Below are 22,096 nucleotides of genomic sequence, written 5' to 3' on the forward strand. Positions count from 1 at the left end.
CCTTGAAAAAAATTGCAGCATCTGGTAGAAAAGTACTTTTCGTAGCTACCAAAAAACAAGCAAAAGATATCGTAGCCGAAAAAGCTGCTGCCGCGAACATGCCGTATATCACGGAAAGATGGCCTGGTGGTATGTTAACTAACTTCGTGACTATCCGTAAAGCCGTTAAAAAAATGGCCTCAATTGATAGAATGAAGAAAGATGGCACTTTTAATACACTTTCTAAGAAAGAACGTTTACAAGTAGATCGTCTTCGTGCAAAACTAGAGAAGAACTTAGGTTCTATCGCTGACATGTCTAGATTACCTGCTGCATTATTTGTAGTAGATATCAAAGCTGAACATATCGCAGTAAAAGAAGCACAAAAATTAAACATTCCAGTTTTCGCTATGGTGGATACAAACTCTGACCCACGTCAGGTTGAATATGTAATTCCAGCTAACGATGATGCTTCTAAATCAATTGACAAAATTTTATCTTTAGTAACCGGTGCTATCATCGAGGGTCTTTCTGAAAGAGGATCTGAAAAAGATGGCGATGCAGTTGTAACTGAAGATGCAGTGGAAGAAGTAGTAGCAACAGCTGCTCCAGCAGTGGAAGTAGAAGAAGCTAAAACAACTTCAGAAGAATAAATAATATAAATTCCAATAGGAAAAATTCCAAGTTCCAAAAAATTATCTCTCCAAAAATTGATGATTTAATAAAATTGGAATTTGGAATTTGATTATTGGAATTTGTTTTTTTACAAAAAATTAAAAACTTAAAAATAAATACAAAATGGCAACAATTACTGCTGCAGACGTAAATAAATTAAGACAAACTACAGGTGCCGGAATGATGGACTGTAAAAAAGCTTTGGTTGAAGCTGAAGGAGATTTCGATAAAGCTATACAAAACCTTAGAGAAAAAGGGCAAAAAGTTGCTGCTAACCGTTCTGACCGTGAGTCTAGTGAAGGAGCTGCTGTTTCTTTTGTAAATGCTGACAAAACTAAAGGAGCTATCATTACTTTAAACTGCGAAACAGATTTCGTAGGTAAAAACGAATCTTTTGTTTCTTTAGCTAAACAATTAGTTGAAAAAGCTATCAACTTCTCTTCTAAAGAAGAATTTTTAGCTTCAGATTTCAACGGAATTACTGTTGCTGAAAAATTAATCGAGCAAACTGGTGTTATCGGTGAAAAAATCGAAATCGGTGGTTTTGAAATTTTAGAAGGTGCTTTTGTTGGATCGTATGTTCACGTGAACAAAATTGCTGCATTAACTGCAATTTCTGAACCAATTTCTAATGGTGACGTTTTAACTAAAGACATCTCTATGCAAGTTGCTTCAATGGGAGCTGATACATTATCTTACAAAGATTTTGATCCTGCTTTCGTTTCTTCTGAACTTGCTGCTCGTATTGCTATAATCGAAAAAGAAAATGAAGAAGCAAAACGTTTAGGAAAGACTTTAAAAAATGTTCCTAAATATATTTCTTTCTCTCAATTAACTGAAGAAGTTATCAAACAAGCTGAAGAAGATGCTAAAGCTGAATTAAAAGCTGAAGGCAAACCAGAACAAATTTGGGATAAAATTATTCCGGGAAAAATTCAACGTTTCATCTCTGATAATACTACTTTAGACCAAGAGAAAGCCTTATTAGATCAAAACTTTATCAAAGACGATAGCAAAAAAGTTAGCGATTACGTTAAAGGATTCAACGTTGAAATTACAGGATTCAAAAGAGTTGCTTTAGGGTAATCTTTTTCTGAATTTGTTTCAGAATTTAAATATTTTAAAAACCTCAATTGTAAAAATTGAGGTTTTTTTATGCATTTTAATTACCTTTACTTCATGCAAAACACCGATCCTCTTCATGGCAAAACACTACAATCTATTGTCGAATATTTAGTTGACTATTATGGTTTTGAAACTTTAGGAACCCTGATAAAAATTAAATGTTTTACCGAAAATCCTTCCATTAAATCGAGTTTAACATTTTTACGAAAAACAGATTGGGCCAGAAAAAAAGTGGAAGAACTGTATATTGATACTATTACAAAAAAATAGTTTCCTTCAATGATAAAACAAAAAATCCCATCGCCTGAAAGTTGATGGGATTTTTAAAACAAACAAACAAAACCTATTAACTAAAATTAAACGTATCAGCTAATTCTTTATATATTATTTCGCCATGAACAATATTAAGTCCTTTTCTTAAGTCAGGATATCGTTCAGTGGCCATTTCCCATCCTAAATTGGCCAATTTCAACACATACGGCAACGTGACATTCGTTAATGCTAAAGTAGAAGTATAAGGCACAGCTCCAGGCATATTTGCCACACAATAATGCACTACGTCATCAATGATATAGGTTGGGTTTTCATGTGTTGTCGCTACTGTTGTTTCAAAACACCCCCCTTGATCAACTGCTACATCAACCATAACTGTTCCCGGGTGCATCTCTTTCAACATATCACGGGTAATTAATTTGGGAGCTTTCGCACCCGGAATTAAAACAGCACCTATGATTAAATCGTGGTTTTTGATATGTCGACGAATATTGTACTCACTTGAAAATTCGGTCACAACATGACTGGGCATCACATCATTTACATAGCGAAGGCGTTTCATATTAATGTCCAAAATAGTCACATGTGCTCCTAAACCGGCTGCCATTTTTGCAGCTTGAATTCCAACAATTCCAGCTCCAAGCACCAAAACTTTCCCGGGAGGAACTCCAGGAACACCCCCTAACAACACGCCTCTTCCTTTAATCGGTTTTTCTAAATACTTTGCCCCTTGTTGAATAGCCATTCTACCGGCAACTTCCGACATTGGTGTTAATAATGGCAACGAACCGTCTGTTTCTTCCACAGTTTCATAAGCTATACAAACCGCTTTGGAATTAATCATCGCGATTGTCAATTCTTCACTTGAAGCAAAATGAAAATAGGTAAAAACTACATGATTTTCTTTTATCAATGGATATTCCTCCGGAATTGGTTCTTTCACTTTCACAATCATATCGGACTGTGCATAAACTTCAGCAGCTGTAGGCACTAAAATTGCTCCTACAACAGCATAATCCGTATCAAAAAATCCGCTTCCAAAACCAGCATCTTGTTGAACGTAAACTGTATGATTGTTTTTTATCAATTCGAAAACACCTGCAGGGGTCATCCCAACACGACTCTCGTTATTTTTTATTTCTTTAGGAACCCCTATTTTCATACTATTAAATGTATATTATTTAGCGAATTTACACAACTAACCCCTATTTTTAATACTATATTTTAATTTTTATTGATTTTTTAAAGAACAACCCCTAAATAAAAAGAAAAACACAAATTATGGGTTTCTTTTTTTATATTTGGTAAAAATGAAGCTGATATGGAAATTAAAAACAGATGTGCTTGGTGCGAAAAAGATGATTTATACCGCACTTACCACGATGAAGAATGGGGAAATCCGGTTTATGATGACCAAAAATTATTTGAATTTCTACTATTAGAAACTTTTCAAGCAGGATTAAGTTGGTACACCGTCTTGGCTAAACGTGAAAATTTCAGAGTAGCTTTTGAAAATTTTGAATATGAAAAAGTAGCTCTTTTTACTGAAAACCATATTCAGGAATTAATGCAGAATACCGGCATCATAAGAAACCAGCTAAAAATAAGAGCCGCTGTAAGTAATGCTAATGCTTATATAAAAGTGATAGAAGAATTTGGCACTTTCGCTACATATATTTGGAATTTCACAAACGGAAAACCTTTAGTGAATCAATTTAAAGAATTAAAAGATATTCCGGCATCGACTCCGCTATCCGATGCAATTAGCAAAGATTTGAAAAAAAGAGGTTTTAAATTTGTAGGCTCAACAGTAGTTTATGCTCACATGCAAGCTACTGGAATGGTAAATGATCATTTGTTGAGTTGCTGGAAAAGAAAATAAAAAACATTTTTTTAGCCTATTATTTTAGCTCTCAAGTTTTTTGATTTTGTTTGACCCACAAGTAATTAAATAGTAATTTTACACTCATTATGTAAAAACTCCATAAAAAACATTCAGACATGTTTAAGAAATTTGCTTCATTGACTTTGTTTACTTTTCTACTGATTAGCTTTTTAAATTGTGGTAAAAATGAAAAGCAAAAGAATTCTTCGAACGAAAAAATTCAAACTGTTGAAAAAGTTAACAATTCATCTTTAATTATTGAAGAAAAAGTTGAAAACTCAACAACTCAAAAAATTGAATCGAAAATCATAAAAAAAGTGCCTGTCATAGCGGCTACTGAGCCAATTCCCTCTTTAAGAAAAACAGAATCAAAATCAGTTGCCATTCCGAAAAACCATAAAATTTACACCAATTTGTCAGCTATATTAAATACTATTCAAGTTGGACAAACGGTAACAAAGGAAGAATTAATCAAACAGAATAAGCTACCAAAAGATGCCTCTTCCATAGTTAAAAGTGTAAAAAAAACAGCGGAAAACGAATTATATATTGAATGGAAATCAACCTGGTTAGTTGAAAAAGTATCTGATGTAAAACTCAATGATGACAAAATAAAAGTTGAATTTAAGGATAATATTGTCTACACATCAGGCCCTGCCATTGGCATAAAATATGATGGTAAAATCTACACAGATTTAATCATTAAAGGTGACCGTGCTTATATTCCATCAGTTAAAGAATATAGTTGGCGAATTGGGAAATAATAATCTACCCTTTCAAAACCTTCATATAAACTGCTCTCGATATTTCAAAAGCCCCTAATTTTTCTAAATGGTCATTATGCACTTGGCAATCCAACAAATGGTAATTTTCCTCTTTAAGTTTTTGTATTAATGAAACAAAGGCCACTTTACTCGCGTTAGAAACGGTTGAAAACATGCTTTCACCACAAAATACTTTGCCCAAATCTACTCCATATAAACCGCCAACCAATTCGTTATCTTGCCAAACTTCTACCGATTTTGCATATCCTGTTTCATGTAATTTTATATACGCTTCCAACATTGAATCGGTAATCCAAGTTCCGCGTTGACCTTTTCTTTTTATTTTTTGGCAATTTTTAATCACTTCCGTAAAATTTTGATTAAATGTTATTTTAAAAATATTTCGATTTAAAATATTACGCAAACTTTTGGCTATTTTATAATCTTGAGGATTTACCACCATTCGCTCAGACGGACTCCACCACAAAATAGGTTCATCGTCATCAAACCAAGGAAATATTCCGCTGTGATAAGCCAATAGCAACCTTTCTATACTCAAATCGCCTCCCACTGCGAGAATTCCTTCCGAGGAAGCTTCTGTTACTGGCGGAAAATATAATTCAGTAGATAAAAAATACATGTTATTGAAGATAGATAAACAAAAGAGATATATTGCTAAAACCGAAAATCATTCTAAACGCATAACCAAGTTAGCCATTTAGAATGATTTTCTTTTTCTTTCTTCTATTCTCTCACTAGAAAGGCAAATCATCATGCTCTTCTTCATTAAAGTTAGTTGCCGGTTCAAATGCTTCTGCCGCCGGCATCGGAGGCATTCCTGCAGCAGGAGCTTCTGCTTGCAAACGTTCAATTCTCCATCCTTGAATATCGTTGAAATATTTGGTTTCACCTTGTGGGTTAACCCATTCTCTACCTCTTAAATTGATTGAAACTTTTACAGCTTCACCCACTTTATAACTATTCAGCAAATCGCATTTATCTTGTACAAAATTAATACTGATGTGTTGTGGATATTGCTCTTCTGTAGAAACAACTAATTCTCTTTTTCTGAATGTAGCACTCACTTGTTGTTCCGGATTCACTACTCTGATTTTTCCTGTAACTTCCATACTCTTGATTTTAAAAATTATTAAATTGGCTTATATTAAACTCGTTTGGCTAATAAGACCTTCCAAGCTGAAACAGCATCTTGTTTATTGAGGAATTCTTTTGCTTTTTCATGCACTTTCATTTCATCAGCAGAACTCAAAACGCCTTTTACTTGAATATTATCTCGTACAAATATATTAATTTCTTCGTTGGTTGGCAAACTTTCTACATTCCCTAACATTCCCAAATCATTTCCGTTAAAAACAGTACTTTCTTTGACAAAATCCGGGATTTGATCTACCCCAATCCCTAATGTTGCCAATGGTTTTGGAATTTCAAAAAGACCTTCATTGGAACGCGAATACCAATTCGCACCCATCCTAGATACTAAATCAATTTTGTGTTGGTCGATGTTTCCGTTTTCGTCCAAAATCGATTCGTCAATATGCAATTTTACTACTTCACAGATGATTAAATTCCCGGCCCCACCTTCGGTCCCTAAACTGATTATTTCATTCACCTTGCATTCAAATTGAACCGGACTTTCTGCTACTCGAAAAGGCTTTACAACCTCAGAAGACAACATGGTCAAACCGGATTTCAAAAACTCATTTACTCCATCGGCATATTCCGTACTCGAGAGTGACATTTGCTGTACAATTTCATAATTTACCACATTAATCACAACTTCTCGGGTTGCATCACAATTGATTAAGGTATGTTTTATCGTGTTGTCTCGCACTCTTCGAGCCGGTGAAAAAATCAAAACCGGAGGATTTGAACTAAACACATTAAAAAAACTGAATGGTGATAAATTAGGATTGCCATTTTTGTCAAGCGTGCTGGCAAATGCAATTGGTCTCGGACCAACAGCACTCTGTAAAAAGCCTTGCAATTTTAACGGAGAAACATCTTTAGGAGAAATACTAACCATGCTTATTTGTGTTTCTACAAATGTATAAAATTGAAAAGTATTTGCCACTCGATTTTTTTAATTCCAATAAGATTTTACTACTTTTATCCTAAATACTTTTTTATGCAGTTTTCTGAAAGTCGAAATGTCACCCGGTGGATTTTAATACTCACGTCGTTTGTGATTGTTTCGTTGATACTTTGGAATACTTATACTTTTTTTCAACGTTTTAAAAAAGATGAACGCTTGAAAATGGAACTTTGGGCAGAAGCACAAACTAATGTTTTCAGTTCAGATGTTGATGCAGATATTAGTCTTCCGCTAAAAATTATTAGCAATACGACAACTATTCCAATCATTGTAACCGATGAAAACGACAGCATTGTCAACAAAACAAACATTGAAGATATTGACGAAAAGGATTCTGCAAAACTCAGGAGCTTGTTAGAAAAATTAAAAAAGGAAAATGACCCGATTGTGATGGAATATGTCGAAGGAAAATTTCGTTATTTATATTACGGTGATTCCTCTTTGTTAAATAAATTAAAATATTATCCGCTTGCTTTACTGTTAATTATTTTTCTTTTTGGATTACTGGTTTTCAATTTTTATCAAACTTCTAAAATTGCTACACAAAATAAACTTTGGGCCGGTATGGCTAAAGAAACCGCTCATCAAATTGGCACTCCTTTATCATCACTCATTGGTTGGTTGGAAATTTTGAAAGCTGAAAATGTTGCTGAATCTACCCTATTGGAAATACAAAAAGACATCACACGATTACAAACAATTACTGACCGATTTTCTAAAGTGGGCTCTGAACCCGTTTTGGAAAAATTAGACATTATAGCTGAAACAGAACAATCCTATGATTACCTTAAATCTCGGTTTTCAAAACAAGTAGAATTTACTTTTCTTGCCCCTCCACATCCAATATTTGTTTCTATCAATCCTGCTTTACATAGTTGGACTATTGAAAATTTAGTTAAAAATGCCATTGATGCGATGAAAGGTCGCGGAAAATTGGACTTAAATATTATTGAAGAAGAAAAAGAAGTAAGAATTTATGTTTCTGATAGCGGAAAAGGCATTCCTAAAAATCAATTTAAAAAGGTATTTGATCCCGGATTTACTACCAAAAAAAGAGGTTGGGGATTGGGACTTTCCTTAACCAAACGCATTGTGGAAGAATACCACAAAGGAAAAATCAAAGTGCACCATTCAGAAATTGATAAAGGCACTACAATGATGTTAAGTTTTAAAAAGACAACTTCATAAAATGAAAAATCCCGATTGCTCGGGATTTAAATTATAAACTAGCTTTAATATTTTTAGCTATTTCTTCAAATTCTTCTTTTGTGAAAGAAACCTTTTTTTGAAAACGAACTTCATCCATTTCATTGAGTGGAATTAAATGTACATGAACATGAGGCACTTCTAAACCGATTACACTCATTCCAATTCGTTTACAAGAAACTGCTTTTTCTAAGGCCACGGCTATTGTTCTGGAAAATTTCATCAAATTTAAATAATGGTCTTCCTCCATTTCAAAAAGCTTGTTAATTTCCTGTTTTGGAACACACAGCGTGTGCCCTTTTGCATTTGGATTTACATCTAAAAATGCAATAAAATCAGCATCCTCTGCTATTTTATAACAAGGAATTTCACCGTTGATTATTTTTGTAAAAATACTTGCCATATCACAAATTAATCTCTTGAAATATCTAATATTTCAAATTTCAATACACCATTTGGAACAGTGATTTCTGCCACGTCACCAACCGATTTTCCAAGTAAGCCTTTTCCTATTGGAGAAGTTACCGAAATTTTACCGGTTTTTAAATCGGCTTCACTTTCTGCAACTAAGGTATATTTCATTTCCATACCATTGGCTTGGTTTTTAATTTTTACATTTGATAAAACCAATGCTTTAGACATATCTAATTGCGATTCGTCAATTAATCTTGCATTAGAATAAACCTCTTCCATTTTTGAAATACGCAATTCTAAAAGACCTTGTGCTTCTTTAGCTGCGTCATATTCTGCATTTTCAGATAAATCGCCTTTATCTCTTGCTTCTGCGATGGCTTGAGACGCTTTTGGTCGTTCAATATGTTTTAACGTTTCTAATTCTTCTTTTAATTTTTTTAAACCCTCAGCGGTATAATACGATACTGTACTCATAACTTCATGTGTTTTTTAATGCTGTATTTTGTTTGTTAATCAGTCACAAAAAAGTGAACTTAATTATATAAAAATCTTTTATTTCTCGTTTATATAAAATAGAAAAAATCCCCTTTGAGAGGATTTCTTATCACAAAGATAGGATATTTTTTTATTTCTCAGAAAAATTATTGCTTATTAGTATTAATCAAAGGTAATTAATTTAAATTTGTTCACTCTATTTTAATCAAAAAAATGAAAAAAATCATTTTAGTTATATTCAGTCCTTTATTCTTATTCGGTTGCGACAGTGGTGGTGGAAATGACAATAATCCTTATATTCCAAATTATACCTTTACAGTTGACATCAATGTGAATTTACCTTCCTATAGTAATTTACAATTCCCTAGTAATGCCGTCTATATTCCACAAGGCACCGCTGGGGCAAGAGGAGTAATTGTTTTTAATAGTGGCAGCGGTTATTTAGCCTATGATGCAGCATGCCCTAATCAACCTATTTCAGGTTGTTCTACAATGATAATAAGTGGAATTAACGCCATATGTCCTTGTGATGATGAACAATACAGCTTATTTACAGGGCTTAGCAGTTTGCAATACCCCATGAAAAGATATCGAGTGGAGGTAAATTTACCAAACATACGTGTTTATAATTAAATTAAAATCCTGACCGAACAGTCAGGATTTTTTATGCTGTGTTTAAAATAAGAGTGTTAATCCTACTAACAAGTTTATCCCTGCTTGCGGGTAATAACCGGCACCTTCTATTGTTGTGACAGTTCCCGGATTGGAAAAATCATCGTCATAGGTGTAGAAATACCCATTACTTTCATACTCTAAATTGAAGATATTATTTACCAATACATCAATTCGTATAGATTTGAATACTTTTTTGGTTACTATTTCATACGATGCATTCAAATCGTTCACAAAATAACTGTCTAATTTTGAACTTTCTGCATCGATATTTCCCATGTATTGTTCACCCACAAATTTTGACAAAAGTGACACTTGAAAATTTTGAATAGGCATAAACACCAATCTGTTTGCCGCAATTAAATCGGGTGAAAAAGCAATATTTGTGGTTCCTAAATCTTCAAAAACTCCGTCCCGTTGAAATACAAAATCTTGATTTATATTTTGACTCAGCGTTACATTTGGTTGCAAAAACCACTTATTGGTAAGTTTAAAAGTGGCATCAACTTCCAATCCAAGTCGGTAACTATCGCCACTGTTGGCTCGAACAGGAGCACCCACATCGTTTAATTCGCCGGTTAAAACCAATTGGTCTCTGTATTTCATGAAATAACCATTGACATTCAATTTTGTTTTTTCGGTGGAGAAACGCCAACCTAATTCATAATCATCCAATTTCTCTGGTTTTGGATTTCCACTTTCATAATCGTTTCGATTGGGTTCGCGATTGGCTTTAGCGTATGAAAAATAAAAGTTTTGTTTTTCATTCATGACATAAGTCACACCTACTTTCGGATTAAAAAAATTAAACGTGTCGTTTACCAAGCCTGTTTCTGCTCCATTGGCTTGATAGCCTACGTTTCGGTATTGCATATCTCCAAACAAACGCCATTTTGTTGTGAGTTGATAGTTGATTTTTGCAAAAACATTCACATCTGTTTTCGAAGAAAAATCGTCGTAATAGCGATCTCTAATTTCGCTTTGCGAAGCATATTGAGCCCAAATAATTTCGCCAAAATGATCTCCTTCATATTTATTTGCTCCACCACCAATAATTACATCTACTTTATCTTTGTTATAATTTACAGAAAAAGTAGTTCCGTAAAAATCATTATCCAACCAACGTCTGCGAATTAAATCCGTCATATCAATCGTTTCTCCACCCAAAACAATAGGTTCTAAACCATAATCTGAAAAATCTTCATCTTCTTTATATTGTTCAAAATAGCCTTTTCCTTTGGTGTAATGAAACGCAAAATTACTGCTCCAATGTTCGTTCCAACGCTCGTTCCAATGCAATTGGTAATGATCTTGTTGGTAATTATCGGTCTCATTGTCATAAAATTTCATTTTCCCTTTTTCGTCAAAATACATTCCGGCAACGTTAAACGTTCGATCATTTTCAAGTTTTTCGGGATCTTCTAAACCGTACCAAGCTTGATAGGTTTTTTGAATGCCTCCAAACACCAAACCTTTTATTAAAGTCGATTTTCCTACATAGGCTCCTTGCAGAAAATACGATTTCAAATCAGATGAAGCTCTGTCTATATACCCATCGGAATTGATTGCAGATAAGCGTCCCGCAATTTCAAACTGCTCATTCATCAAACCGGTGCTGAACTTCACGGTATGTTTTCGAGTGTTAAAACTACCAAAGGAATTTGAAATTTCACCTTTGGATTCTTTCGAATAATTATCAGTTAACACATTCAGACTTGCTCCAAAAGCTCCGGCTCCATTTGTGGAAGTGCCAACACCGCGTTGAAGTTGTAAACTTTCGGTTGAACTCGCAAAATCGGGCATGTTTACCCAAAAAGTTCCCTGGCTTTCGGAATCATTGTAAGGTATTCCATTGATTGTTACATTCACCCGTGTCGCATCAGAACCCCTAACCCGAATTCCGGTATAACCCACACCGGCTCCGGCATCGGTAGTTGTAACAACCGAAGGTAGATAATTCATCATGAGTGGAATATCCTGACCCAAATTTCTGGATTGGAATTCTTCTTTGCGAAGATTGGAAAATGTTACCGGTGATTGTGCTGTTACCCGAACGGCTGATACTAAAACTTCATCAAGTGAAATCTCTTTTGTTTTAGTTGTATCGTTTACCGTTTCTTGTGAAAATCCGGAAAAAGAAAACAGAAGTAAGCTGAAAAAAAAGCACCTACTAAACGACTTTGTGCCTTTATGGCAAAATTTGTTGAATAAAGTTTGCATTCGTAAAATGTTTACGAATAAAAGGGGTAATTATTCTTGGTTAAAAATTAAAATTGATACTCTTGACAGCCAAACAAATGTGCACTTTTGTTTTTTGTCTTTTCCCTAAACAGCATTACCTGTTCTAGGTTCGTTGGGTATGATCTCAGCTCGTTTGTTTTGAATTAAATTCAAAATATAAGCACCCCTTTGAGACATAACAAAATTAGTTATAATTTTCTAAAGATTATTCTTCAACAAATGTTAATCTTAATTTCGCAATCAAAAAATAATATTCTAAGCTTCTGGTCTCTTCCTGTTTTGTTTTATTTCTGATGTGTTCCGTTTTGATTTAATCCTTTTTTCTATAACGGAACGTGGAATTTTTGTGGGCTTTCTTTTTTTCGGAATAATCAAAGCGTTTCGAATAAGTTTTAAAAACCTTTTTGTGATGATTTCTTTGTTTTTGAGTTGGCTACGATCTTCATCACAATTTAAAATCAACATTCCTGCTGATGTTAGTTTCGTTTTTAATTTCTCGAAAAGTACTGTTTTTTCATCATCAGATAAACATTGTGAGTTAAACAAATCAAAAGACAAAACAACTTTAGAAGAAACTTTATTCACATTTTGACCACCTGCCCCACTACTTCTAACCGCTTTAAAATTTAGTTCCGCTATAATTTTATCACTATCCATTACTGTGGCTGATGAGCTGTTTTAAGTAAATCATTCACTGTTTTCACCGGATTAAAAGTAATTAACGGAACCTCGACAAAAACGGTAAGCCATTTTGCCATTGCACCATTCCAAAGTCCAGGAAGTTCGAAGGCTTTTAACTCTTTTCCACCCTTGTTTTTATGAACAACAAATCCGCTATTATGGTCAACAAATTCGTTTAAATCAAAGTTGACTCCTCTATAATTTCGAATACCACATACTAAATCGACCGGATTAAAATGGGTTGAACTTTCTAAAATTTTAACTTGTGTTGCATCGGTCTCATCAATTTGAGTTGTTTCAACTATTTGTAAAAAAACAAGGCCTTTTTTATCGCGTACCCAAAAAGGTCCACCTCCGGGTTCTCCTTCGTTTTTTACCATTCCACATACTCGTATCGGACGATTTAAATAATTTTTCAAATAGTCAATTTTACTTTCTTTAGTATATTTTGAAAAATCTTCTACTACTTCAAAATGGAGTTTTGTTTGAATAAAAGTAACCACATCATCTAAAAAAACTTTATCCACTTTATCTGCATCTAATTGAGAAAGATACAGGAAGATTTGTTGCTGTTTATCTAATAAAATCCCCGCTAAAGCTTTTTTGTATAACGCAATTTCTTCAATGTGGTTTTGGATAACATTATCAATATTTTTAATAAAGATTATATCTGCATCTAAACGATTTAAATTTTCTATTAAAGCACCATGTCCACCCGGTCTGAAAACTAACAAGTCATGATCATCACGAAATAAATTGTTCTCCATATCTAATGCTATACTATCGGTAGCTTTATTTTGGTAGGAATAGGTTACGTTTATTTCTGTTTGAAATTGGTTCTCAATTTTGGGTTTTACTGATTCAACAATTTTTTCAAAATCCTCTTGATGCTCTTCTGAAACGGTAAAATGTAAATGTGCTTTTTGATTGGAAGCAGCATAATAAACTGCTTCGTTCAAGTGCTCTTCAATAGGAGTTGCACAATGTGATTTATATTTGTGAAAAGGCAACACGCCTTTAGGTTTATTAGCAAAATCAAATTCGTTTTTAGCCAACATAATTTTAATGAAGGCAAACATTTTACTGTCATATCCCCAACTTTCATATTCCGGAAAAATAATTTTCACTCGTGATAAAACCTTTTCATAAAACGGTAATTTTTCTATCCCAATTAAAAACAGCGATAAATTTTTTGCTTTTTTTCTATTGATATAAGCATTAATTGATTCCTCTCCTAATTTAAAATCATGTAAAAAATCATTCAAAAATTTAAACATTCTACTGGCTGCACCGGAAGCAGGAACAAACTTTTTGAGTTTTAACTGATTTTTTTTGTTATCAAAAAAGTTAGCATAATAAATTGCCTCTTCTTTGCTTAGCTGTTCAATTCCATCATCTATTTTGGCTATTCGGTCTAAATCAATTCTAGGTATTCCTTCGGTTAAAAAATGGATTTGATTTTTTACTTTATCTAATTCTACATTTCGCTGATAGAATTGTATAAAATCAAAAGAATTAAACCCTCTCCCTTTTGCTTCTAAAAAATCATTGATTAATAACGTTGCTTTTTGAAATCTCTTTTCTTTAGATCCGGAAATTTTAATAAACGGTTTATTGTAATGAATTAAAGCATCTTCAAATAGTTTAAATGTATCTTCTCTATTATCCGGTCTGTCACGCAAATCGTCTTTTTCCCATGGAACATCAATATCTGTCAGTAAAAACAAATCATATTTATGCTTTTTTGCCGCCTTTTGTAATATTGGATTTGTATTTCCATAATAGATATCCGAAAAAACTTTAGTAACCATCAAGTTTGTATCAGAAAACAATAGTTCATTTGCGTCTTGCAATCCTTCATTTTCAAGTTTTGTTTGACCAATAGCAATGGGTAACAAATCCTCTTGTTGACAAATCTGTTTCGTTTTATTCCATTTATCCTGAAGATAATCTCTTGCAAATTCCGGTATCCATACGGTATTAAAATGCTCAGCAAGTTGTTTTGCTAAAGTTGTTTTTCCCGTACTTTCCGGTCCGTAAATAGCAATTTTAATTATGCTTGTGTGTTGCTGTTTAAGATTTTCTTCCATTCGATATAGCCATAAAAGGCAATGATTGTGAAAATTAAATATTGTAAACTCGTAAATGTATAACCTTTACAAAAATACAAAGGAATTGAAATGATATCACCAATTATCCAAAAAATCCAATGTTCAATTTTTCGTTTAGCCATAAGCCACATGCCAACAAAAAAAAGTCCTGTTGTTAAAGTATCAACGTAGGCTGTCCATTGTGTAAATTTATCAAAAAACTGATAGATTAAAATTACCCCAATCGATGTAACTATAAAAATAATAATTGCCCATTTCTTCTCATTTTCAGAAATTTTGTCAATTGGAAACACCGTTTGATTATTCTTTTTTCGAGTCCAATGATACCAACCGTAAATACTCATAATAGAATAGTAAACATTGATAGACATATCCCCTAACAAAGACCATTTCCAAAGCAAATATATAAAGATTGTCGTGCTAATAATTCCGGTTGGGAATACTAAAATGTTATCTTTTTTAGCATACCAAACACTAACTAAACCAAAAAGTACCGCGACAATTTCCAAATAAATATGAAAATTTGAGTACGTTTTATATTGAGAAAAAAGAAAATCAATCATTTTCAAAGAAAGTTACATCATTTTCAAAAGCAGTACCTATCACAACTAAGTCTGCTCCAGCATCGTAGGCTTGTTTAATTCCTTTAAGCGTTCGAATGCCTCCTCCTACTATCAATGGAATCGAAATGCATTTTGAAACTTCGTGAATCATTTCTAATGGAACGGCTAATTTAGCTCCGCTTCCGGCTTCTAGATAAAGTAATTTATTTCCTAAATATTCTCCTGCAATAGCCGTTTGACAAACATAATTACTATTATTTCTGTCTAACGGTTCCGTTTGACTTACCCGTTCAACCGCCGTTTGACTTCCACTTTCAATGAGAAGATAAGCCGTTGGTATAATTTCTAATGATGTGTTTTTTAATTTTGGAACTGCTTTTACATGATGATCAATTAAAAAAACAGGATTTCTTCCTGAAAGTAAACTTAAAAACAATATTCCATCCGCATAAGTTGAAATCTGAGATGGATTCCCGGGAAAAAGCAAAATAGGAATCGTTAATTTATCTTTTAAAAATTGAATTAATAAGTCAATTTTATTGGTTTCTACAATACTGCCTCCAACAAAAATATGAGTTGCAGGAGACGTTTTAATTTTATCTGTCAACAACAATAAACCATCAAAATCTACTTTATCCGGGTCGAGTAAAATGGCTAAAAGCTTTCGATTGTCAATTTTAGCTTGTACTATTTCTTGGTATATATTTTTCATTTTTCAGTTTCCCAAAGCCAAACTAAAGTATAAGATTCAATTTCTGTAAAGAAAACTTCAAATTCTTGTTTTGTGTCATTAAAATCTAATAAACTTGTTGTTTGTTTATCATCCATTTCAAATGGGTGAACAAAAATATGCTCTTTAAAACTAATTCCTATTTCGTTTCTTACTTTAAAAACGGCTTCTTTCACTCCCCAAATAACGGTTAATTTACGGATAAAATCATCGGAATTATGTTCTGATTCATATACAAATTTTTCGGCTGCAAATTTTCGGGCAATTTTTTTGACTAAATCACGACGCAATTCTAAATCGATTCCAATATTTCTATCTGATAAAACAATAACAGAAAAATCAAATGAATGAGAGATCGAAATATGTTTACCATCTTTTAAATGCGGTTTTCCAAATTCATCATAATACAAATCAAAATCGGTATAACCTGCTTGTTGCAATAACATTCGAACTGCCAAAAAACCTTTCTGATGGCTTTCTGATTTCATTCCTTCCATGCGAGCTAACGAATTGTCTTTCAATGAAACAGAACGGAATAATTCATTATAAGATTCTGAAATTTTCCAAACTAAAACAACTGTTTTTGAATCAACGTGTATTTTTTTATAAAAAGGCATGGTTTTTAAAAAGATATCAATTTGTATTTCAAAACTTTAGCGTATTAAACAAATCACAAAAAACCTAAAAAGGTTTTTAAAATCTTCCCTAAATGCGTAAGTTTGCAAAAAATTTTTAGCTAATATAACTATTTTATAAATGAGTACACAAACATTACCTTATGTTGCGTTCAAAGTGAAAGATATTTCTTTGGCCGCTTGGGGAAGAAAAGAAATTGAATTGGCCGAAGCAGAAATGCCAGGCTTAATGGCTCTTCGTGAAGAATATGGCAATAGCCAACCTTTAAAAGGTGCCCGTATTGCCGGTTGTTTACACATGACCATTCAAACGGCAGTTTTAATTGAAACATTAATTGCTTTGGGAGCAGAAGTAACTTGGAGTTCTTGTAACATTTTCTCTACACAAGACCAAGCAGCTGCTGCAATCGCTGCTGCCGGAATTCAAGTATATGCTTGGAAAGGTCTTGATGAAGCGTCTTTTGATTGGTGTATTGAACAAACTTTATTCTTTGGTGAAGACAGAAAACCATTGAATATGATTTTAGATGATGGTGGTGATTTAACCAACATGGTTTTTGATCGTTACCCGGAATTAATTCCAGGAATTAAAGGTCTTTCAGAGGAAACAACTACAGGAGTTCATCGTTTATATGAAAGAATGAAAAACGGTACTTTATATATGCCAGCCATCAATGTAAATGACTCTGTTACAAAATCTAAATTTGACAACAAATACGGTTGTAAAGAATCGGCTGTTGATGCTGTTCGTCGTGCAACAGATATTATGTTGGCAGGTAAAAGAGTAATTGTTTGCGGATATGGTGATGTTGGCAAAGGAACAGCTGCTTCTTTTAGAGGTGCCGGTTCAATTGTTACGGTTACCGAAATTGACCCAATTTGTGCATTACAAGCTGCCATGGATGGTTTTGAAGTAAAAAAATTAAATACTGTAGTTGGAAATGCTGATATCATCATCACAACTACCGGAAATAAAGATATCGTTGTGGGTTCTCACTTTGAACAAATGAAAGACAAAACAATTGTATGTAACATCGGACACTTTGACAATGAAATTGATATGGCTTGGTTAAACAGTAACCACGGAGCTTCAAAAATTGAAATCAAACCACAAGTAGACAAATATACCATCAACGGAAAAGACATCATCATTTTGGCTGAAGGTCGTTTGGTTAACTTAGGCTGTGCAACAGGTCACCCTAGTTTTGTAATGAGTAATTCATTTACAAATCAAACGTTGGCTCAAATTGAATTGTGGAATAATTCAACTAATTACAAAAACGAAGTGTATATGCTACCAAAACATTTAGATGAAAAAGTTGCCGCTTTACACTTAGCTAAATTAGGCATTGAATTGGAAACTTTAAATGAAGAACAAGCTGCCTATATTGGCGTTAATGTTCAAGGACCATATAAACCGGAATATTACAGATACTAAGTATAAAGACTAAGCCCTTACTGAAAAGTGAGGGCTTTTTTTATTTTTACAAAAAACCAATTATACTATAGTAGTTGTAGTGATGATGTTCATTTATACTTTTTCAACAAAAACAAATTGGAAAAAATATCTAAAGATTTGCCATTAGAAATAATCATTTTGTGTGGCAACTAATTATTTTATTGAATAAATAATAACTTGTAATAAATAATTTTCTTAAAAATAGCTAACTTTACTATAGATTTGTTGAAGTTTGATGAAAGTAATCTTCATAAATTGATTATATTGTTTTACTATTAAATAATGAACCATGAAAAAATATTTATTCTTATTCACACTTTCTCTTTTTCTTATTTTCCCACAATTAAATTTTGCTCAAGATAAAAAACCTAAAGTAGTTTTGGTTTTAAGCGGTGGTGGAGCAAAAGGTGTTGCACATATCCCTCTTTTACAGGCTTTAGATTCGTTACACATTGTTCCTGACCTTATAGTTGGAAATAGTATGGGAAGCGTGATGGGCGGACTTTACGCCATGGGGTATTCCGGAGACAGCATCGCTAAATTGACAAAAAACATGGATTGGGACAAACTTTTAGGTGGTGGTGTTTCATTTGACAAAGTTAGCGTAGAAGAAAAAAGTGAATTTGAAAGATATTTGATTGGTCTTGATATAAAAAATGGCAAACCTACCAGTGTCAGCTCTTTATTAAGTGATCAAAATCTAAGAGAGTATCTTTCAGAATTAACTTATCCTGTTTACAATGTAACTGATTTTGATAAACTTTCCATTCCATTTAGAGCATTAGCGACTGATTTAGTTACCGGAAAAGAAGTAGTGGTAGACAGTGGAAATTTGGCAACCGCCATTCGGGCAAGTATGTCGCTTCCTGCTGTTTTTAACCCGGTTCCATACAAAGAAACACTTTTAGTGGATGGTGGTGTGGTCAATAATTTTCCAACAGATATTGCCAAGCTAATGGGTGCTGATATTATCATCGGTAGTGATGTGGGCGGTGGTATGGAACCAAAAGAAAAATTGAACAATTTTGTTTCTGTTTTAGTTCAAACAAGTATGCTAACCAGTAACGTTAAAGATCCTGAAAAAAGAAAATTGTGTGATATTTTAGTAGATCACCTACCAAATTTGAAGTATTCAACAGGAGATTTTGCAAAAAGCAATGAAATCTATGAAGAGGGTAAAATTGCAACTAATCAAAACATGGATGCTCTAGTAGCCTTGGCAGAAAAATTAAATAAATTTAAACAAAGAACACATGAACTCCCTATCATCCCAAAAGAATTTACTTTAGATACAATAGTTTTCACAAACATCAGCAAAGAAAACCTTGCTTTTGTTAAGGAAAGAATGAATATAAAACCTCACACAAAATATGTATCTCATGATATAGTTGAAGGAATAGACAGAGCAATGGGCACAAATTTATTCAGTAAAATCACAACTAGTTCTTTTGTAAATGATGGTAAAATAGTCCTAGAAATAACTTTTTTTGAAAATTCTAAAAATCAAGTAAATGCTTCACTTCATTTTGATACTTATAGAGGTGTAGGAGTTATTCTTAATTATACCGGTAGAAATATTCTTGGGGAGTCGTCTCGTTTTTTGATTACAGCAGACATTGCAGAACAACCAAGAGCAAGAATTGAATATCAAGATATTTTTGGTTCGAAAAAAGAATGGTGGTGGAATACCGAACTTTATGGTGAAAATTTAATTCAAGAATTATTTGTAGACAACAAACTTGTCACAGATTTAAAATACCGCTCTTATCAGTTCAATAATCAAGTAAACAGAAACTTAAATTCATTTAAAACCTATGTGGGGATGTCTTTAAATTATCAATATACCTATTTAAAACCCAAAGCAGATGCTGATTTGACTGAATATCCATTTAAAAGTTATTACTTCAACAATATTGAATTAGGTGCTCATTTTTCTTATAATGATTTGGATAAAGTTTTTTTTGCCAATAAAGGGACCTTTTTTCAAGCAAAAATAAGCAGATCATTATTGCATGACGTTGAGTTGAATTCCACCGATGAAACAGTACCAAAAATTTCAGGAACAACAAATGGATTTACAAAACTAGGCTTGACTTTTGAAAAAAGAATTCCTATACAAAAAAAATTAACGGGAATTATTGGTGCTACAACCAATTTTATTTTTGAAGATAGCCTAAAGTCAGATGAATTATCTTTTTCCAGTTACGGCTATGGAGCAAAATATTTTTTAGGAGGAACATCTATAGTACCAACGAATAACAGAACTATTCTTCCCGGATTAAATGAAGATGAATTGACAGTAACACAACTGATGAAAATGAATGTTGGTTTACAAATAAACTTAACCGGAAAAATTTACCTGACTCCACACATTGATATAGCCTCAGTAGGTTTCAAAACTTTTGATGATTATATGGATGATGCTTTTTCTCCGAAAAGCAAATGGCAAGAGCGAACTGAAACCAGTTTCTTGTTTTCCGGTGGGGCAAACATTTCTTATCTTTCTCTGTTGGGGCCCATCACCTTTGATGCTTCATGGATTAATGATGTGGATGAAACCAATCTGTATTTTAGTATTGGCTTTTTATTCAATCCATCATAAAAAATAATCTCAATATTAAACCCTTGCTGAAATGTAAGGGTTAGTATTTTTTTCTAAGTTTATTGAATGCAATTTTTTATTTTTAGCTTTTATAAATGACTAAATTGCTATTTTTAACTTGTTTAAAAACTAGATTTACATGAGTCCCAAATCTTCGATTAATTTTATTATAATTTTATTAAGCCTTCTGAGTAGCTGTAAATCTATTAACAGTGATGATTATTATAAAGATTGTGTAAATAACAAAACACAAAAAATATTATATGATGGTCATGGAATAAAAAAAGACATTTTTTCAATACTGAAAGAAACCGAACAATTACTTTTAGATGAAAAGATAATTCATGATTTTAAAAAAGAAAGTTACTTAAAATTAACGGTCATTGCCTTTCACAATAATGAAGAATCTAAGAAAATAGCAACAAAAATTAGAACTAAAATAAATGACAACTTTTTTGATTTACTTTCTCTAACTACATTAGATTTTTATTCTTCTTGTCCAGAAGAAGTTTACAATAAGGAAATTAGTGATGCTAAAAAGAACATTTTAAGAAAACGATATACTATATATTCATATCTAATGGCAGATGGTTATAAAAATGAAATACGGATTGCCTCTTTAATAAATCAATCTGAAAAATTTTCTGAAATAGAACGACTGGTTATTCTTCACTTAATTTTGATGAATATATCTAATTAATAACAAAAAATCTAAATAACAAAAAAACCCATCTCTCTCGAAATGGGTTTTTATATTTTGAAGTAGATTCTAATTATGCTTCAAAAGGAATAACAGATACAAATGATTTGTTGTCACCTTTTTTCTGAAACTTAACCACTCCGTCAACTCTTGCATGTAAAGTATGATCTTTACTAATGTAAACGTTGTCTCCTGGATTATGTTTAGAACCTCTTTGTCTTACAATGATATTTCCTGCAATAGCTGCTTGACCACCATATATCTTAACGCCTAAACGTTTCGATTCTGATTCTCTACCATTCTTGGAACTACCGACACCTTTCTTGTGAGCCATGATGTTTAAGTTTTAAATGTTAATTATTCTTCTGTGGTTTCCGCTTTTTTAGCAGCTTTCTTTTTAGGAGCACTCGCATTAATGCCTTCAATCACAATTTGTGTAAAAGACTGTCTGTGTCCGTTTTTCTTTTTGTAACCTTTTCTTCTTTTCTTTTTGAAAACGATTACTTTGTCTCCTTTTAAGTGTTTTAACACTTTGGCTTCTACTGAAGCACCTTCTATAGCGGGGGCGCCTATAGTAATTGTTCCATCTTCGTCTAACAACATTACTTTGTCGAAAGAAACTTTGCTTCCTTCTTCAGATGCTAAACGGTGAACAAATACTCTTTGGTCTTTGCTTACTTTAAATTGTTGCCCTGCTATCTCTACGATTGCGTACATAACAATGTGTTTTTAATTAAATTTTAAGGTTGCAAATATACAACTAATTCTCAATC

The 22,096-nt window shown here is 32.9% G+C and carries 24 protein-coding genes; 10 read left to right on the forward strand and 14 right to left on the reverse strand.

The annotated features are described in order from the left end of the window. The 3 genes from rpsB to C0512_RS08085 form a co-directional block, all read left to right on the forward strand. A partial coding sequence (rpsB, locus tag C0512_RS08075) for a 30S ribosomal protein S2 (protein WP_290860398.1) occupies positions 1-632 on the forward strand: 632 nt, incomplete at its 5' end. 145 nt (positions 633-777) lie between these two features. After that, positions 778-1,740 carry a translation elongation factor Ts gene (gene tsf / locus C0512_RS08080; protein WP_290860400.1) on the forward strand — a complete coding sequence of 321 codons (963 nt, stop codon included), beginning with the start codon at positions 778-780 and terminating at the stop codon, positions 1,738-1,740. 93 nt (positions 1,741-1,833) lie between these two features. Further along, a complete protein-coding gene (locus tag C0512_RS08085) occupies positions 1,834-2,049 on the forward strand; it encodes a VF530 family protein (RefSeq protein ID WP_290860402.1) in 216 nt (71 codons plus the stop codon). A 76-nt stretch (positions 2,050-2,125) separates the two neighbouring features. On the opposite strand, the gene ald is transcribed toward C0512_RS08085, so the two are convergent. After that, a complete protein-coding gene (gene ald, locus C0512_RS08090; RefSeq protein WP_290860404.1) occupies positions 2,126-3,214 on the reverse strand; it encodes an alanine dehydrogenase in 1,089 nt (362 codons plus the stop codon). A gap of 159 nt (positions 3,215-3,373) precedes the next feature. Here ald and C0512_RS08095 point away from each other — a divergent pair, with 159 nt between their 5' ends. Together C0512_RS08095 and C0512_RS08100 are read left to right on the forward strand one after the other, a co-directional pair. Next, complete coding sequence (locus tag C0512_RS08095; protein ID WP_290860406.1) at positions 3,374-3,934, forward strand: DNA-3-methyladenine glycosylase I; 561 nt, start codon at positions 3,374-3,376, stop codon at positions 3,932-3,934. 119 nt (positions 3,935-4,053) lie between these two features. Further along, a complete protein-coding gene (locus C0512_RS08100; protein ID WP_290860408.1) occupies positions 4,054-4,701 on the forward strand; it encodes a hypothetical protein in 648 nt (215 codons plus the stop codon). A gap of 4 nt (positions 4,702-4,705) precedes the next feature. Here the strand turns inward: C0512_RS08100 and aat are convergent, their stop codons facing one another. The 3 genes from aat to C0512_RS08115 form a co-directional block, all read right to left on the reverse strand. Beyond that, positions 4,706-5,341, reverse strand: coding sequence for a leucyl/phenylalanyl-tRNA--protein transferase (gene aat / locus C0512_RS08105; protein ID WP_290860410.1), 636 nt, complete (start codon positions 5,339-5,341; stop codon positions 4,706-4,708). Between the two features lie 115 nt (positions 5,342-5,456). Next, positions 5,457-5,831 (reverse strand): DUF3127 domain-containing protein, encoded by a 375-nt coding sequence (locus C0512_RS08110; RefSeq protein WP_290860412.1) that lies wholly within the window; start codon positions 5,829-5,831, stop codon positions 5,457-5,459. A gap of 35 nt (positions 5,832-5,866) precedes the next feature. Continuing rightward, the gene (locus tag C0512_RS08115) at positions 5,867-6,745 is read right to left on the reverse strand and encodes a flavin reductase family protein (RefSeq protein WP_290860474.1); all 879 of its coding nucleotides are present in this window, start codon (positions 6,743-6,745) and stop codon (positions 5,867-5,869) included. A gap of 102 nt (positions 6,746-6,847) precedes the next feature. On the opposite strand from C0512_RS08115, the gene C0512_RS08120 reads away from it, so the two are divergent. Beyond that, complete coding sequence (locus C0512_RS08120) at positions 6,848-8,002, forward strand: HAMP domain-containing sensor histidine kinase (protein WP_290860414.1); 1,155 nt, start codon at positions 6,848-6,850, stop codon at positions 8,000-8,002. Between the two features lie 31 nt (positions 8,003-8,033). Here C0512_RS08120 and C0512_RS08125 read toward each other — a convergent pair whose 3' ends face one another. Then, positions 8,034-8,423: an HIT family protein gene (locus C0512_RS08125; RefSeq protein WP_290860415.1), complete on the reverse strand. Its 390-nt coding sequence runs from the start codon at positions 8,421-8,423 to the stop codon at positions 8,034-8,036. Between the two features lie 8 nt (positions 8,424-8,431). After that, positions 8,432-8,908, reverse strand: a complete 477-nt coding sequence (greA, locus tag C0512_RS08130) for a transcription elongation factor GreA (protein ID WP_290860417.1) — start codon at positions 8,906-8,908, stop codon at positions 8,432-8,434. Between the two features lie 234 nt (positions 8,909-9,142). Here greA and C0512_RS08135 point away from each other — a divergent pair, with 234 nt between their 5' ends. Beyond that, positions 9,143-9,562 (forward strand): hypothetical protein, encoded by a 420-nt coding sequence (locus tag C0512_RS08135; protein WP_290860419.1) that lies wholly within the window; start codon positions 9,143-9,145, stop codon positions 9,560-9,562. A gap of 42 nt (positions 9,563-9,604) precedes the next feature. Here C0512_RS08135 and C0512_RS08140 read toward each other — a convergent pair whose 3' ends face one another. The 6 genes from C0512_RS08140 to C0512_RS08165 all read right to left on the reverse strand — a co-directional run bounded on the left by C0512_RS08140 (position 9,605) and on the right by C0512_RS08165 (position 16,544). Then, entirely contained in the window at positions 9,605-11,821 is a 2,217-nt protein-coding gene (locus C0512_RS08140) for a TonB-dependent receptor (protein WP_290860421.1), read from the reverse strand. A 276-nt stretch (positions 11,822-12,097) separates the two neighbouring features. Further along, positions 12,098-12,499 carry an alternative ribosome rescue aminoacyl-tRNA hydrolase ArfB gene (gene arfB, locus C0512_RS08145; RefSeq protein WP_290860423.1) on the reverse strand — a complete coding sequence of 134 codons (402 nt, stop codon included), beginning with the start codon at positions 12,497-12,499 and terminating at the stop codon, positions 12,098-12,100. Continuing rightward, complete coding sequence (locus C0512_RS08150) at positions 12,499-14,613, reverse strand: DUF4301 family protein (protein WP_290860425.1); 2,115 nt, start codon at positions 14,611-14,613, stop codon at positions 12,499-12,501. Before C0512_RS08150 ends, arfB begins: the two co-directional genes overlap by 1 nt. Then, positions 14,577-15,197 (reverse strand): nicotinamide riboside transporter PnuC, encoded by a 621-nt coding sequence (gene pnuC / locus C0512_RS08155; RefSeq protein WP_290860427.1) that lies wholly within the window; start codon positions 15,195-15,197, stop codon positions 14,577-14,579. Before pnuC ends, C0512_RS08150 begins: the two co-directional genes overlap by 37 nt. After that, on the reverse strand, positions 15,190-15,909 hold the full coding sequence (locus tag C0512_RS08160) for a geranylgeranylglyceryl/heptaprenylglyceryl phosphate synthase (RefSeq protein ID WP_290860429.1): 720 nt from the start codon (positions 15,907-15,909) through the stop codon (positions 15,190-15,192). Before C0512_RS08160 ends, pnuC begins: the two co-directional genes overlap by 8 nt. Next, positions 15,906-16,544, reverse strand: coding sequence for a 4'-phosphopantetheinyl transferase superfamily protein (locus tag C0512_RS08165; RefSeq protein ID WP_290860431.1), 639 nt, complete (start codon positions 16,542-16,544; stop codon positions 15,906-15,908). The genes C0512_RS08160 and C0512_RS08165 overlap by 4 nt, the downstream gene beginning before the upstream one ends. Positions 16,545-16,683: 139 nt before the next feature. Between C0512_RS08165 and ahcY the strand changes: the two genes are divergently transcribed. From ahcY to C0512_RS08180, 3 genes are all read left to right on the forward strand, one after another. Further along, a complete protein-coding gene (ahcY, locus tag C0512_RS08170) occupies positions 16,684-18,000 on the forward strand; it encodes an adenosylhomocysteinase (protein ID WP_290860433.1) in 1,317 nt (438 codons plus the stop codon). A 310-nt stretch (positions 18,001-18,310) separates the two neighbouring features. After that, positions 18,311-20,623 (forward strand): patatin-like phospholipase family protein, encoded by a 2,313-nt coding sequence (locus C0512_RS08175; RefSeq protein ID WP_290860435.1) that lies wholly within the window; start codon positions 18,311-18,313, stop codon positions 20,621-20,623. Between the two features lie 139 nt (positions 20,624-20,762). Further along, positions 20,763-21,323, forward strand: a complete 561-nt coding sequence (locus C0512_RS08180; RefSeq protein ID WP_290860437.1) for a hypothetical protein — start codon at positions 20,763-20,765, stop codon at positions 21,321-21,323. Between the two features lie 73 nt (positions 21,324-21,396). On the opposite strand, the gene rpmA is transcribed toward C0512_RS08180, so the two are convergent. Both rpmA and rplU read right to left on the reverse strand, forming a co-directional pair. Then, positions 21,397-21,657 carry a 50S ribosomal protein L27 gene (rpmA, locus tag C0512_RS08185; RefSeq protein WP_290860439.1) on the reverse strand — a complete coding sequence of 87 codons (261 nt, stop codon included), beginning with the start codon at positions 21,655-21,657 and terminating at the stop codon, positions 21,397-21,399. Between the two features lie 23 nt (positions 21,658-21,680). Then, positions 21,681-22,040, reverse strand: a complete 360-nt coding sequence (rplU, locus tag C0512_RS08190) for a 50S ribosomal protein L21 (protein WP_290860441.1) — start codon at positions 22,038-22,040, stop codon at positions 21,681-21,683. Positions 22,041-22,096: the final 56 nt, after the last annotated feature.

Origin of the sequence: Flavobacterium sp. (assembly GCF_013822155.1) — a bacterium.
Lineage (GTDB): Bacteria > Bacteroidota > Bacteroidia > Flavobacteriales > Flavobacteriaceae > Flavobacterium.

Excerpts from the sequence above, each read along its gene's own strand:
- tsf (WP_290860400.1), top strand. The coding sequence starts at position 778 with ATGGCAACAATTACTGCTGCAGACGTAAATAAATTAAGACAAACTACA.
- C0512_RS08085 (WP_290860402.1), top strand. The coding sequence starts at position 1,834 with ATGCAAAACACCGATCCTCTTCATGGCAAAACACTACAATCTATTGTC.
- ald (WP_290860404.1), bottom strand. The coding sequence starts at position 3,214 with ATGAAAATAGGGGTTCCTAAAGAAATAAAAAATAACGAGAGTCGTGTT.
- C0512_RS08095 (WP_290860406.1), top strand. The coding sequence starts at position 3,374 with ATGGAAATTAAAAACAGATGTGCTTGGTGCGAAAAAGATGATTTATAC.
- C0512_RS08100 (WP_290860408.1), top strand. The coding sequence starts at position 4,054 with ATGTTTAAGAAATTTGCTTCATTGACTTTGTTTACTTTTCTACTGATT.
- aat (WP_290860410.1), bottom strand. The coding sequence starts at position 5,341 with ATGTATTTTTTATCTACTGAATTATATTTTCCGCCAGTAACAGAAGCT.
- C0512_RS08110 (WP_290860412.1), bottom strand. The coding sequence starts at position 5,831 with ATGGAAGTTACAGGAAAAATCAGAGTAGTGAATCCGGAACAACAAGTG.
- C0512_RS08115 (WP_290860474.1), bottom strand. The coding sequence starts at position 6,745 with ATGGTTAGTATTTCTCCTAAAGATGTTTCTCCGTTAAAATTGCAAGGC.
- C0512_RS08120 (WP_290860414.1), top strand. The coding sequence starts at position 6,848 with ATGCAGTTTTCTGAAAGTCGAAATGTCACCCGGTGGATTTTAATACTC.
- C0512_RS08125 (WP_290860415.1), bottom strand. The coding sequence starts at position 8,423 with ATGGCAAGTATTTTTACAAAAATAATCAACGGTGAAATTCCTTGTTAT.
- greA (WP_290860417.1), bottom strand. The coding sequence starts at position 8,908 with ATGAGTACAGTATCGTATTATACCGCTGAGGGTTTAAAAAAATTAAAA.
- C0512_RS08135 (WP_290860419.1), top strand. The coding sequence starts at position 9,143 with ATGAAAAAAATCATTTTAGTTATATTCAGTCCTTTATTCTTATTCGGT.
- C0512_RS08140 (WP_290860421.1), bottom strand. The coding sequence starts at position 11,821 with ATGCAAACTTTATTCAACAAATTTTGCCATAAAGGCACAAAGTCGTTT.
- arfB (WP_290860423.1), bottom strand. The coding sequence starts at position 12,499 with ATGGATAGTGATAAAATTATAGCGGAACTAAATTTTAAAGCGGTTAGA.
- C0512_RS08150 (WP_290860425.1), bottom strand. The coding sequence starts at position 14,613 with ATGGAAGAAAATCTTAAACAGCAACACACAAGCATAATTAAAATTGCT.
- pnuC (WP_290860427.1), bottom strand. The coding sequence starts at position 15,197 with ATGATTGATTTTCTTTTTTCTCAATATAAAACGTACTCAAATTTTCAT.
- C0512_RS08160 (WP_290860429.1), bottom strand. The coding sequence starts at position 15,909 with ATGAAAAATATATACCAAGAAATAGTACAAGCTAAAATTGACAATCGA.
- C0512_RS08165 (WP_290860431.1), bottom strand. The coding sequence starts at position 16,544 with ATGCCTTTTTATAAAAAAATACACGTTGATTCAAAAACAGTTGTTTTA.
- ahcY (WP_290860433.1), top strand. The coding sequence starts at position 16,684 with ATGAGTACACAAACATTACCTTATGTTGCGTTCAAAGTGAAAGATATT.
- C0512_RS08175 (WP_290860435.1), top strand. The coding sequence starts at position 18,311 with ATGAAAAAATATTTATTCTTATTCACACTTTCTCTTTTTCTTATTTTC.
- C0512_RS08180 (WP_290860437.1), top strand. The coding sequence starts at position 20,763 with ATGAGTCCCAAATCTTCGATTAATTTTATTATAATTTTATTAAGCCTT.
- rpmA (WP_290860439.1), bottom strand. The coding sequence starts at position 21,657 with ATGGCTCACAAGAAAGGTGTCGGTAGTTCCAAGAATGGTAGAGAATCA.
- rplU (WP_290860441.1), bottom strand. The coding sequence starts at position 22,040 with ATGTACGCAATCGTAGAGATAGCAGGGCAACAATTTAAAGTAAGCAAA.